The 13,836-nt window shown below is 70.0% G+C and carries 7 protein-coding genes; all 7 read left to right on the forward strand.

The genetic code is table 11. The features are described 5' to 3' along the window. Positions 1–128: 128 nt before the first annotated feature. Entirely contained in the window at positions 129–1,097 is a 969-nt protein-coding gene (gene speB, locus AC067M_RS27560; RefSeq protein ID WP_478699714.1) for an agmatinase, read from the forward strand. Next, complete coding sequence (locus AC067M_RS27565) at positions 1,094–2,779, forward strand: thiamine pyrophosphate-binding protein (protein WP_478699715.1); 1,686 nt, start codon at positions 1,094–1,096, stop codon at positions 2,777–2,779. The genes speB and AC067M_RS27565 overlap by 4 nt, the downstream gene beginning before the upstream one ends. 172 nt (positions 2,780–2,951) lie before the next feature. After that, on the forward strand, positions 2,952–5,828 hold the full coding sequence (locus AC067M_RS27570) for a LamG-like jellyroll fold domain-containing protein (RefSeq protein WP_478699716.1): 2,877 nt from the start codon (positions 2,952–2,954) through the stop codon (positions 5,826–5,828). 90 nt (positions 5,829–5,918) lie between these two features. After that, positions 5,919–12,260, forward strand: coding sequence for an RHS repeat-associated core domain-containing protein (locus AC067M_RS27575; RefSeq protein WP_478699717.1), 6,342 nt, complete (start codon positions 5,919–5,921; stop codon positions 12,258–12,260). Then, positions 12,257–12,553: a S1 RNA-binding domain-containing protein gene (locus AC067M_RS27580; RefSeq protein ID WP_478699718.1), complete on the forward strand. Its 297-nt coding sequence runs from the start codon at positions 12,257–12,259 to the stop codon at positions 12,551–12,553. The genes AC067M_RS27575 and AC067M_RS27580 overlap by 4 nt, the downstream gene beginning before the upstream one ends. 102 nt (positions 12,554–12,655) lie before the next feature. After that, positions 12,656–13,129, forward strand: a complete 474-nt coding sequence (locus AC067M_RS27585; RefSeq protein WP_478699719.1) for a hypothetical protein — start codon at positions 12,656–12,658, stop codon at positions 13,127–13,129. A 19-nt stretch (positions 13,130–13,148) separates the two neighbouring features. Continuing rightward, complete coding sequence (locus AC067M_RS27590; protein WP_478699720.1) at positions 13,149–13,823, forward strand: hypothetical protein; 675 nt, start codon at positions 13,149–13,151, stop codon at positions 13,821–13,823. The last annotated feature ends 13 nt before the right edge of the window (positions 13,824–13,836 follow it).

Genomic DNA, 13,836 nt, shown 5'->3' on the forward strand with positions numbered 1-13,836 from the left:
AACGTACACTTCGCAGCCGCTTGCCGGCCACCTAGGGTCAGGTCCCGTCGGCGCCGCCGAAAGCGCGCCTAGTCTCGTACCGGAAGCAGTACATACGCGATGAAGCGTAGGAGAGAAGGCACACGACCATGAGCAGCAACGAGACGCCCCGCGGCCCCGTCGACTCCTCGCGCATCCCGCGGTACGCCGGACCCGCGACCTTCGCCCGGCTGCCCCGCCTCGACGAGGTCGGCCGCGCCGATGTCGCCGTGGTGGGCGTGCCGTTCGACTCGGGGGTCTCCTACCGGCCGGGCGCCCGCTTCGGCGGCAACGCGATCCGCGAGGCCTCCCGGCTGCTCAGGCCGTACAACCCGGCGCAGGACGCCTCCCCCTTCGCCCTCGCCCAGGTCGCGGACGGCGGCGACATCGCGGTCAACCCGTTCAACATCAACGAGGCCGTGGAGACCGTCGAGGCGGCCGCCGACGAACTGCTCGGCACCGGCGCCCGGCTGATGACCCTCGGCGGCGACCACACCATCGCGCTGCCCCTGCTGCGGTCGGTCGCGAAGAAGCACGGCCCGGTCGCCCTGCTCCACTTCGACGCCCACCTCGACACCTGGGACACCTACTTCGGCGCCGAGTACACGCACGGCACCCCGTTCCGCCGCGCGGTCGAGGAGGGCATCCTCGACACCGAGGCGCTCTCCCACGTCGGCATCCGCGGCCCGCTGTACGGCAAGCAGGACCTCACCGACGACGAGAAGATGGGCTTCGGCATCGTCACCTCGGCGGACGTCTACCGCCGGGGCGCCGACGAGGTCGCCGACCAGCTGCGGCAGCGCATCGGCGACCGCCCGCTGTACATCTCCATCGACATCGACTGCCTCGACCCGGCGCACGCGCCCGGCACCGGCACCCCCGAGGCGGGTGGCATGACCTCCCGCGAACTCCTGGAGATCCTGCGCGGTCTGGCGTCCTGCAACCTGGTCTCGGCGGACGTCGTCGAGGTGGCGCCCGCGTACGATCACGCGGAGATCACGTCGGTGGCCGCGTCCCACACGGCGTACGAACTGACCACGATCATGTCCCGCCAGATTGCAGAGGCCCGCGCGAAGTGACTCACGACCACGACCTGGTGCTCCGCCCGACGCCGGCCCAGACGGAGGCCGCGTTGAACCCTCCGCCCGGCCGCAGGGGCGGAGACCTGGTCGTGGAGACCCTCGCCGGGCTCGGCGCGACGACCGTCTTCGGCCTGCCCGGCCAGCACGCGTTGGGCATGTTCGACGCCCTGCGCCGCTCGGACCTGCGGTACATCGGCCTGCGGGTGGAGAACAACGCGGGGTTCGCGGCGGACGCGTACGGCCGCGTCACCGGTGAGGCGGCGCCGCTGCTGCTGTCGACGGGCCCTGGCGCGCTGACCTCGCTCGCCGCGCTCCAGGAGGCGGCCGCGGCGAGCGCCCCCGTCCTCGCGATCAGCAGCCAGGTCCCGACCGCGGGGCTGGGCGGCGGCCGCCACGGCTACCTGCACGAACTCCCCGACCAGGCGGCCTCGTTCCGGGGCGTGGTGAAGTCGGTTCACACCGTCCGTACCCAGTCCCAGATCCCGTCCGCGATCGAGGCGGCCTGGAAGTCGGCGCTGACGGCCCCGCACGGCCCGGTGTGGGTGGAGATCCCGCAGGACGTCCTGCTGGCCGAGACGTCGATCCCCGTCGTGACCGGGGGCGACGCCTTCCCCGACGAGCTGCCCCCACGCCCGGAACTGACCGCCGTGGCAGCCGACCTGCTGTCCCGTGCCGCTCGTCCGGCGATCATCGCGGGCGGGGGAGTGGTACGGGCGGACGCGTCGAAGAAGCTGCGTCAGCTGGCCGAGACGCTTCAGGCGCCGGTCGTCACGACCCCGGGCGGCAAGGGCGCGTTCCCCTGGAAGCACCCCCTCTCGCTCCAGTCCTGGCTGGAAGACCGCCACACCACTGACTTCCTGGAGGACGCCGACGTCCTGCTGGTGGTCGGCTCGGGCCTCGGCGAACTCTCCTCGAACTACCACACGTTCAAGCCGCGCGGCCGGGTGATCCAGATCGAGGCCGACCTCGGCAAGCTGGAGTCCAACCACCCTGCCCTCGGTATCCACGCGGACGCCCGCCTCGCGTTGCAGGCCCTGCTGGAGACGGTCTCCCGGCGGCAGGACCCGACGGCGCCGGAGCGCGTCCGCGCACTCCTCGCGAAGGTCGCCGACCGTATCGCCGCCCAGGAACTCACCCTGGAACAGCAGGTGTTGGCGTCGGTACGCAGGGCGCTGCCCGCCGACTCGCCGTCCTTCTGGGACATGACGATCCTCGCGTACTGGGCCTGGTCGGCGTTCGACCCGAAGGGCCCCAACCACATGCACTCCGCCCAGGGTGCCGGCGGCCTCGGCTACGGCTTCCCCGCGGCGCTGGGCGCGGCCGCGGCCGACCCGACCCGCCCGGTGCTGGCCGTGTCGGGCGACGGAGGGGCCCTGTACTCGATCGCCGAGCTGGCGACGGCCCGGCAGTACGAGCTGAACGTCACCTGGCTGATCGTCGACGACGGCGGCTACGGCATCCTGCGCGCGTACATGAACGACACCTTCGGCGAGACCACCGGTACCGAGCTGACCCGCCCGGACTACGTGGCGCTGGCCCAGTCGTTCGGTGTGCCCGGCGTACGGACGTCCCCGGAGGCCCTGGAGGCGGACCTGGCGAAGGCGCTGGCCGCACCCGGGCCTTCGGTGGTCGTCCTCCCGGCCGTACTGCGGATGTTCGCGCCGACGCACCTGGACTGACCAGCGTCAAGGCCGACAGGCCCCGGTCCGCTGGCCGAAAGACACTTGTCCCGGCAAAGAAAGTCCCCTACGTTCACCTCCACCGCTGCTTTACCGCATGGCCACATCAAGCGCAGCGGCCACATCAATTGCATAAAGAGCTCTGGGGAGAGCTCAGGGGGAGAACAAGGGCATGACCAACCCTTGGTTCCGGCGGGCGCGTGCTGCCCGGACGTTCGGCGTGCTGCTCGGCAGCGCCGTCGTCCTGGGCGCGCTGCCCGCCGTCACCAGCGCGGCCGAGGCCGCCCAGACCAGACCGACATCAGCCGAGGCGACCGCGTTCGCCCGGGCCGCAGACACCGGGGAACCGGTGGAGATCCTTCAGCGACGCACCGAGGACGAACTCGTCTTCGCCAATCCCGACGGCTCGCTCACCAGTGAGACCAGCGTCCAGCCGCAGCGGGTACAGCGGGCCGACGGCGGCTGGGACGCAGCCGACGCGACCCTGGAGCGGCGCCCCGACGGAACCGTCGGGCCGAAGGCCGCCGTCGTCGACCTGGCCTTCGCGGCCGGCGGCTCACAGGACTTCGTCACCCTCGGCGAGGACGGGAAGTCCTTCACCCTGCGCTGGCCGAAGCCACTGCCCGAGCCCGTCCTGGACGGCGACACCGCCGAGTACCGCGAGGTGCTGCCCGGCGTGGACCTGCTGGCCAGCGCCTCGGTCACCGGCTACTCGTACGTCCTGGAGGTGAAGACCCCCCAGGCGGCCCGCAACCCCGAACTCGCGCGGCTTCGCCTGCCCGTGCGGACCGAGGGGCTCGACCTCGGCGCCGGTGCGGCCGGTGGCCTGGAGGCGGTGGACGCCTCCGGTGAGCGCGTCTTCGGCGGCCAGGCACCCAAGATGTGGGACTCCGCCACCGCCTCCGGTGAGCTCCCGGCCGACGCGGTCGCCGCCTCCGGCACGGCCGCCCCGGTCCAGGACACGCCCGACGCCGCCGCCAAGGTCGCCGACATGGGCCTCGACGTCTCCGCCGACGCGGTCACCGTCGTACCCGACCCTGCCGTGCTGACGTCCGCCGACACCGACTTCCCGGTCTACCTCGACCCGGAGGCCGGCATGTCCAAGAGCGAGTGGCTGTACGTCTCCAGCTCCCATCCGAGCACGGAGTACCACAAGTTCAAGGACGAGGAGGGTGTCGGCCACTGCTCGTACAAGACCATCGGCGGCACGTACTACGTGTGCAGCACCTCGCCGTACACCAACCGCATGTACTTCCAGTTCTCCACCGCCGGGTGGAAGAACCGCACCATCTCCAAGGCCGTCTTCGAGGTCTACGAGACGTTCTCCTTCTCGTGCACCAAGAGCACCGTCAACCTGCACCTGGTGGACTCGGCGGGCGTCGACTCGGCCACCAACTGGAACAACAAGCCCAAGGACGGCGACCTGATGGTCGACCGCACGGTGGCCTACGGGCGCGGCGACAGCTGCAGCCCCGACGCGCCGCCCAGCTGGGTCGACTTCCAGGACAACGGCGACGAGAACAACGAGAACCTCACCTCCACCGTGCGCAAGAAGGTGGCCGCCGGTGACCCGCTGGCCTTCTCGCTGCGGGCCGCCGACGAGGACGACCCGAACTCCTGGAAGCGGTTCCGCGGCGACAACGCCAAGCTCGTCGTCACGTACAACACCACCCCGGGCAAGCCCTCCAAGGAGCGCCTGAGCAACCCGGAGGAGAAGGCCTGCACCACGGACAACACCAAGCGCCCGTGGATCCGCGACGCCACCCCGACCATGGCGGTCAACGGCACCGACGCCGACTCCTACAGCGACGGCACCGGCCAGAACCTCACCGCCACCTTCCGCGTCTGGGAGACAGCCGCGGACCGGCCCAAGGTCTACGAGGGCAAGGACGGACCGCAGAACGAGGGCGTGTTCGAGGAGAACATCCCCGTCCGCGAGCTCACACACGGCCGCGGCTACAAGTGGCACGCCCAGCTCTACGACGGCTCCAAGGGGAAGCTCGAGGCCTCCGGGTACTCCGAGTGGTCCGACTGGTGCGAGTTCGTCGTCGACACCGAGCGCCCCGACACCAAGCCGCTCGTGGAGCCGGCGGCCGGTGAGGAGAACCTCCCGGTGGGCGCCAAGCGGCACTTCACCGTCTCCGCCAACGGCAACTCCGACTCCGTCTTCAAGAACGACGTCGAGTTCTACGAGTGGGACCTCGGCAACGACACCCCCGGCCGCAAGGCCACCCCGGCGAGCCTCGGCGGCAACGCCACCATCGAGGTACCGACGTCCACCTTCGGGCCGAACGTCCTCTACGTGCGCAGCGTCGACCGGGCCGGCAACCGCGGCCCGCTGGAGAAGTACATCTTCACCGCCGACCGCGCCTGCGAAGACGCCCTCGCCGACTCCTGCGCCGCCGCCGTCTACGGCCTCGACCAGACCTCCGGCACCACCGCCCCCGACACCTCGGGCCACGACCGCACCCTGACCGTCAAGGGCGCCGACTGGGTCGCGGGCAACCACTCCGCCACCGACGCCGCCGACAAGGCGCTGCGTTTCAACGGCAGCAGCGACTACGCCACCACCGGCTCCGTCGTGCACACCGGGCAGGCGTTCACCGTCTCGGCGTGGGTGCGGCCCACCTCGCTGAGCGAGAACATCGCGGTGGTCAGCCAGGCCGGCAACAACGGCAACGGCTTCACCCTCTACTACTCGACCGCCTACAAGCGCTGGATTTTCGGCCGCCACATCTCCGACGCGGACGGCGCCAACGACGTCATCCGCGCCATGGCTTCCAGCGAGAGGCCGCCCACGGTCGGCAAGTGGACGCACCTGGCGGGCAGTTACGACCCGGCCGCCCGCAAGTTCACCCTCTACGTCGACGGCGAGGAGCAGGGCAGCGCCACCGTCACCGACGTGTGGAACGCCACCAAGGGCCTCAACATCGGCCGCGCCCAGTTCGGCGGCGCCTGGCACGACTTCTTCGCCGGTGACATCGACGACGTGCGCGTGGTCCCCGGCCTGCTCTCGGGCGCGGAGATCTTCCGGCTCGCGAACGACTAGCGGTTCCTGACCAGAACCGCTCTCCCGGGCGCCCGAACGAACACCCTTCGGGCGCCCGGGTCTTCACATCACAACGGGAGGGGAGCGCGCATGCGCTCAACACGGAGACATTACGCCCAAAGATGGGCGAAACATCTGGCCGCCGCGGTGTCGGCGGCCCTGACCCTGACGCTGCTCCAGGCGGCCCCGGCGCTCGCCGACGACGACGCCCGTGAGCAGCGCCGACCCAAGACCCAGGACGTGCCCTCCACCCCCGTGGTGGAGGAGGCCGGCCACGTCACCCCGCTCAAGCACCTCGCCGGATTCGGCGCGTCGAAGCCCCCGAAGGCCACCTGGCCCGAACCCGGCAGCGCCACCGTCACCCTGGGCCAGACCCGCGCGGCCCTCGGCGGCGCCCGCGCCGGCGGCCTCCCCGTGCGGATCGCCGCCCCCAAGTCCCGCGCGGCCGCCACACCGACCCGCGCCAAGGTCGACCTCCTCGGTCACGCCGCCGCCCGCAAGGCCGGCATCGACGGCCTGCTGCTGAAGGTGACCGACGCGGACAACGCCCGTACGGCCAAGGCAAAGGCCAAGCCGGGCAAGGTCTCCGTCCAGGTCGACTACGCCTCCTTCGCCCAGGCCTACGGCGGCGACTGGGCGCAGCGGCTGCGCCTGGTCGAGCTGCCCGCCTGTGCGCTGGCCACCCCGAAGGCGGCCGCCTGCCAGGGCGTCACGCCGCTCAGTACCAGCAACGACGTCCGCGCCCAGAAGCTCACCGCCGACGTCACGGCCGCGCCCGGCGCCAAGGCACCGCTGCTCGCGGTCTCCGCCGCGCCCTCCGGCGGCTCCGGGTCCTACACCGCGACCTCCCTCGCGCCCTCCGCGTCCTGGCAGGTCGCCGCCCAGACCGGCGCCTTCACCTGGCAGTACCCGCTGCGGGTCCCGCCCGCCGTCGCGGGCCCGTCCCCGCAGCTGGGCCTGGCCTACAACTCGGCGTCCACCGACGGCCGTACCGCCAGCAGCAACAACCAGACCTCCTGGGTCGGCGAGGGCTTCGACCTCAGCGCCGGCTACATCGAGCGGTCGTACCGCTCCTGCACGGAGGACGGCCACGACGAGGCCGGGTCGCAGAAGTACGACCTGTGCTGGCACTCCGACAACGCCACCATGAACTTCGGCGGCCGGGCCGGTGAGCTGGTCAAGAAGGCCAAGGACGAGTGGCGTCTGAAGCAGGACGACGGCACGATCGTCGAGCGGAGGACCGGCGGCTTCAACAACGACGACAACAACGAGTACTGGGTCGTCACCACCACCGACGGCACCCGCTACTACTTCGGCAAGGGCAAGCGCGAGTCCGCCGACACCGAGTTCACCGGCTCCTCCTGGGAGGTCCCGGTCTTCGGCGACGACAAGGACGAGCCCTGCCACAAGGACACCTTCAAGGAGTCCCGCTGCCAGCAGACCTGGCGCTGGAACCTGGACTACGTCGTCGACGTGCACGGCAACACGATGACGTACTACTACGGCACCGAGACCAACAAGTACGACACCGTGCGCGGCGACAAGGTCGTCTCCTACGACCGCGGCGGCTGGCTCAAGCGCGTCGAGTACGGCGAGCAGGAGGGCAAGGAGAACTCCACCGCCGCTCCCTCCCGGGTCGTCTTCGACACCGCCGAGCGCTGCAAGGGCGCGGCCGCCGACTGTGAGCCGGGCGACCTGAAGGAGTCCACCGCCACCCGCTGGCCGGACGTGCCGTTCGAGCAGATCTGCACCTCCGACACCGAGTGCAAGGACCAGTGGTCCCCGACCTTCTTCTCCCGCAAGCGCCTGACGAAGGTCACCACGCAGGTCCTGAAGGCGGACGGCAAGACGTACGACGACGTCGACGAGTGGGAGCTGGCGCACAAGTACCAGAGCGCCGACACCACCCACTCCCCGTCCATGTGGCTGGAGTCGGTCACCCACTCCGGCAAGGACGGCGCGAACAAGCTCCCGAAGGTCACCTTCTACGAGCGGCAGGACGCCAACCGCGTCGACACCGGCGCCGACGACCGCCTTCCCATGTACAAGTGGCGCATCCGGGCCATCCAGTCGGAGACCGGCGGCACCATCTCGGTCAACTACAAGCCGACCGAGTGCACCCCGTCGAACCTGCCCACCCCCGAGACCAACACCAAGCGCTGCATGCCGTCCTTCTGGTCGAAGGAGGGCACGGTCGGGGAGAAGGAGGACTGGTTCCACAAGTTCGTCGTCGACACGGTCACCGAGGACGAGGTCACCGTCACCGGCCCGAACAAGGTCACCTCCTACGACTACTCGGGCGCCGCCTGGGCCTTCGACGAGAGCGAGCTCGTCAAGACCAAGAAGAAGACGTGGAACCAGTGGCGCGGCTTCCGCACGGTCACCGTGAAGACGGGTGACGAGAACAGCAAGCAGCTGCGCACCCAGACCACCTACCTCCAGGGCATGGACGGCGACCGGGAGAAGGAGTCCGGCGGCACCAAGTCCGTCACGGTCACCGCCTCCGACGGCACCAAGGTCCGCGACGACGCCCGCCACCAGGGCTTCCAGCTGGAACAGCGCACCTACAACGGCTCCGCCGAGGTCAGCGGCGCCGTCAGCACCCCCTGGAAGTCGGCCGCCACGGCCACCGAGGGCAGCGACGAGGCGACGTACGCGGCGGTGAAGTCGACGAAGACCCGCACCGCCCTCGACGACGGCAAGGTCCGCCGCGCCGCCATCGAGCACTTCTACGACTCGTACGGCATGCTGGAGCGCTCGTCGGACTCGGGTGACCTGTCGGACCCGGACGACGACACGTGCACGACCAACAGCTACAACCGCAACACCAAGGCCAACCTGCTCACGCTCCTCAAGCGCGTGACGGTGGTCCCGGTCAACTGCGACGACGGCGCCCCGTCCTACAAGGGCGAGGCGATCTCCGACGTCCGCACCTGGTACGACGACCCCGACACCTACGGCACCACGCCCACCAAGGGCGACGTGGTCCGCAGCGAGAAGGTCAAGGGCTACACGGACGACGGCACCCCGCAGTACGTGACGACGTCGACCGCGAAGTACGACGCCCACGGCCGGGTCACCGACTCCGCCGACCAGCAGGGCAACACGACGAAGACGTCGTACACGCCGACCACGGGCGGCCCGGTGACCGGCATGAAGGTCACCGACCCGGTGGGCAACTCGACGACCTCGACGGTCGACCCCCGCTGGGGCCTGGTCACCGCCACGGTCGACGCCAACAAGCAGCGCACCGACCTGGACTACGACGCCCTGGGCCGCCTGCTGAAGGTCTGGCTCCCGGGCCGCGCGAAGTCCGGGGACACCCCGTCCCTGGAGTACTCCTACCTGGTCCGCAACAACGGCCCGGTCGTCACCACCACGAAGTCGCTCCTCCCGAACGGCTCCGTCGCGGTCAGCCACCAGCTCCAGGACGGCCTCCTGCGCGAGCGCCAGTCCCAGGCCCCGGCCGCCAACTCCGGCCGGGTCGTCACCACCACGGAGTACGACTCCCGCGGCCTCGCCGTCAACGAGATCGGCCCCTTCTACAACTCGGCCGCCGTCGGCACGACCTTCGTGGGCGTGGCGGACGCTTCCGAGGGGACGCCTCGGGAGACGGAGACGGTGTACGACGGGGCGGGGCGGGCGACGGACGAGATCTTCCGCGTGGCCGGCACCGAGAAGTGGCGTACGAAGACCACGTACCACGGTGACCACACGACGGTCGACCCGCCGGCCGGCGGCACACCCACCGCGACGTACACCAACGCGCAGGGGAAGAAGACCAAGGTCCTCGAGTTCAAGGCCTCGTCGCCGACGGGCGCGGCGGACACGACGTCCTACGACTACGACGCCGCGGGCCATGTCACCGAGGTCAAGGACGAGTCGGGCAACCTCTGGTCCTTCGAGTACGACGTGCGCGGCCGTCAGACCCGGGCCGTCGACCCGGACGCCGGCACGTCCTGGATGACGTACAACGACCTCGACCAGCTGAAGACGGTCCGCAACCAGCGCGACACCACCCTCACCTTCACCTACGACAAGCTGGGCCGTCAGCGCTCGCTCTACAACGGCGACAAGAAACTGACGACCTGGGAGTACGACAGCGCCACCGTCCCGAACGGCAAGGGGCGCCTGGCCTCGGCCACCAAGTGGGTGGGCGACGACGCCTACACGAATTCGGTCGACGCCTATGACGCGGCGGGCCGCCCGACGAAGACCTCGGTGACGATCCCCGCCGCCGAGGGCAAGCTGGCCGGCACCTACACCTCGACGGCGTCGTACAAGCCGGACGGGTCGCCCGACGACATCGGTCTCCCGGCGGCCGGCGGTCTCCCGGCGGAGACGGTCACCACCGGCTACACGGCGACCGGACTGCCGTCCTTCACGGTGGGCGACACGACCGACTACGCCCGCGAGTCCCGCTACTCCAACTACGGCGAACTCCTCCAGCTCACGCTGGGTACCGCCAGCGCCGACAAGTACACCTGGCTCACCAACACCTACGAGGAGGGCACCCGGCGCCTGGAGCGCGCCCGCATCGACCGGGAGATCGTCCAGAACCCCGACTCGGACATCACCTACGGCTACGACGCCACCGGCAACATCCGCAAGGTCGCGGACACGCCCGAGGGCAAGACAGCGGACGTCCAGTGCTTCACGTACGACTACCTGCGCCGTCTGAGCGAGGCGTGGACCCAGACGGCCACAGCCTGCGCGGCGAGCGCCGGTGAGGCGACCGTCGGCGGCCCGGCGCCGTACTGGCACTCCTACGCGTACGACGTGGCGGGCAACCGAACCGGGGAGGTCCGCCACGCCACCGGCACGTCCGGGGACGCGGCGATCACACAGACGACGACGTACGTACCGAAGGCCCAGGACGCCAAGGGCGGAACGCACGCCCACGCCCTGAAGTCGGCGGAGGCGCGCACCTCGACGTCGGGTTCGGCGGCGAAGGAGGCGACGGCGGCCCAGTCGTTCGCGTACGACGAGGCGGGCAACACCGTCCGCCGTACGAAGGCGGCGACGGACCTCTCCCCGGCGGTCGACCAGAAGCTGGACTGGGACGAGGAAGGCCGCCTGAGCGCGGTCACCCCGTACCTGTCCGGCGACACGCTGGACGAGGCGAACAAGACCTCGTTCGTGTACAGCGCGGACGGAAAGCGCCTGCTCCGCAAGGAGAAGGGCGCCGTCACGCTGTACCTGGGCAGCCAGGAGATCCGCCTCGACACGGAGAAGAAGTCCCTGTCGGGCACGCGCTACTACTCCCACGGCGGCCGGCAGATCGCCGTGCGCACCTCCGCCGGCGTGACCTGGCTGGTCGGCGGCCAGAACGGCACCGCGGAGATCGCCGTCAGGGCGTCCGACTCGGCGATCGTCCAGCGCCGCACCCTTCCCTTCGGCGAGGTACGCGGTGCCAAGCCGGCGGCGGGCGCGTGGCCCGGTGACAAGTCGTTCGTGGGCGGCACGGCCGACGCGACGACCGGCCTGATCCAGCTCGGCGCACGCGCGTACGACCCGGCCGCAGGCCGCTTCGTGTCCGTGGACCCGATGCTCAACCTCGCGGACTCACAGCACCTCAACGCCTACGCCTACGGCCGCAACAACCCGTTGGCCTTCCCGGACCCGACGGGCCTGTACTGGGGCGAGTCCTGGATCAGCCCGATCGGCCACGGAGCCCTCGACGTCGTGGGCCTGGTGCCCGGCTTCGGCGAACCCGCCGACCTGCTCAACGGCGTCTGGTACACGGCCGAGGGCAACTACATCGACGCGGGTCTGTCCTACGCCTCGGCGATCCCGATCGCGGGCTACGGTGCGACCGCGGCGAAGGGCGCGCGGTACGTCGACAAGGCAGTGGACGCGGTCGACGTGGCGACGGACACCGTCAAGGCGGCCGACAAGACCAAGGACGCCGTCAAGAACGCCGAGAACGTGACGCCGCCGTCCACCCCCAAGCCCAAGCCCCCGCCCAAGCCGGCTCCGCCGGCCAAGCCCAAGCCGGCCCCGCCGACCAAGAAGGCCGACGGCCCGAAGAAGAGCGAGAAGGCGGACGCCGACAAGCCCGCGAGGCCGAAGAAGGACGACGATCCGGACAACGTCTACATCTACAAGGCTCCGTACAAGGGAAAGACCAAGAAGATCGAGGAGGAGGGCTTCAAGCCCGAGGACTACCCGGGCCGCAAGGGCCAGAACCCGGACGGCCACGCCTACTTCGGCCTGGGCGACAAGGGGCTGGTCGTCGCGGAGGACTACGCGGGGCGTGGTCCCTACGATGGGACGGTTGTGGAGATCAAGATCCCCAGGGCCGACTTCGACAAGCACTTCGAGAAGTTCGTCGGTTCGCACAACGGCGTTCAGCGCGCCGAAGTCGGAATTCCCAAGGAGATGTTGGGTCTCCTCAACTCGTATCCGCTGAGAGTGATGGACGAGCTATGACCGACCATGAGGTGCCCGAGGCCGAGATGAGCCTCGTGGGGAGCGTCGTCGAGGGAGAGGCCACGGCGGTTTTCCCCTGGGGAGTCATCGTGGACCTGGGCCTGTCACGGGACGGCCTCATCGATGTCCTCTACATCGACGATGACGACAACTACCAGGTGGGCGACCGAGTGTCGTGCTACCTGGACGCCTTCGACGAGATGAAGAACAAGTTCATCCTGAGGCCTCCGGGGCAGGTGCCTCTCGCGGAACGCCTGCGCAGGGCCGAGGAGCGGCGAGGTCTCTCCTCCTGACGTTCCGGACAGCGGCGATCGCCGGGGAGAGCGTGTGACGAGCTCCCCGGCGATCGTCGTGCCAGGGGGCACCTCGAATGCGATGAAGGGGATGAACTCCAGTTGGCGGAACAGAAGTTCACGCGGTTCCTGCTGTCGCTGGACCGTTTCCAGAAGCAGCTCGCCGAGTTCATGCTCGGCCGCTACCTGGAGTTCGACTTCAGGGGCGACTCCGACGTCGAGGACGAGACGGCACTCAGCCCGCAGCTCCTCCTCGACGTCGTGGACGGCACACCGCAGGTGACGCTCCACCACGGCATCACCTGGATGGACCTCACCCGGGACCCCGAGCCGAACGAGTACCGCCTCGCCGTGACCCTCGCCTTCACCGAGGCGGGGATCACGGCGGAGGCGCTCGTCCGGATCGACCTGGAGCGCGACATGGGCGAGTGGCCGGCCGGGGTCCACACCCCGTACCGGCGGCACGCCGAAGGCCTGGACCTCGACGAGGCCCTGACCTTCGTCGAGGCCCGGGTCGGCGAACTGTGCGAGCGATACGACGATGCGGCCCGCCTGGGCCTTGCCCGGCGGACCTGATGCCCGAGCTGAGGTCCAGGTGAAGCCCACCCTCGTCCTGCTGGTGCCGGGCTCGGACCGTGAGCGGTTGCTCGCGGACCTCCGGGCACTCGGACTGACGGACCGACCGGACCCGTTCTTCGACCTGCTCGAACTCGGCGAGAACACCTACGGTTTCGCGCTCTCCGGGCGCGTGATCGAGGACTTCGACCCGGAGGAACTCGAAGAGGTCGCCCGCGTGGCGCCGGATCCGTACGCGGTCCTCGTGGAGTACGAGAACGCCGAGTCGGCGAAGGCCCTCCTTGGCAGCCTCATCCGCGACCGGACGGGGGTGGTGGACACGAACTTCGGAGAGCTCATCGAGTTCTCCGAGTTCGTGCGCCGCATGGAAGCCGAACCGGGCTGGGACTGGCGGGCCGTGAACCCGGCGCCCCACCTCGCCGAGGTCGTCGAGCAGTTGCACACGGCGTTCCCCGCCGGTCTCGGAAAGGACGACGAGGACTACGGGCCGCTGCTCGTGATCCTCTCGGACCTGTTGTCGGAGCGGAACCTCGGCGAGGTGGTGGAGACGGCCTTCGGCCTCGACCGGCACGTGGTGCGCAACGAGGCGGCAGCGGTACGGTCCGTCCGCAAGCCGTCGGCCGGACAAGTGGAGCGCCTCAAGGAACGCATGGTCGCTCGCGGCTGGTACCTGGAAGACGACGACAGGGACTGAACTCGGGGTGGGG

The organism is Streptomyces sp. NPDC043427 (genome assembly GCF_056436655.1).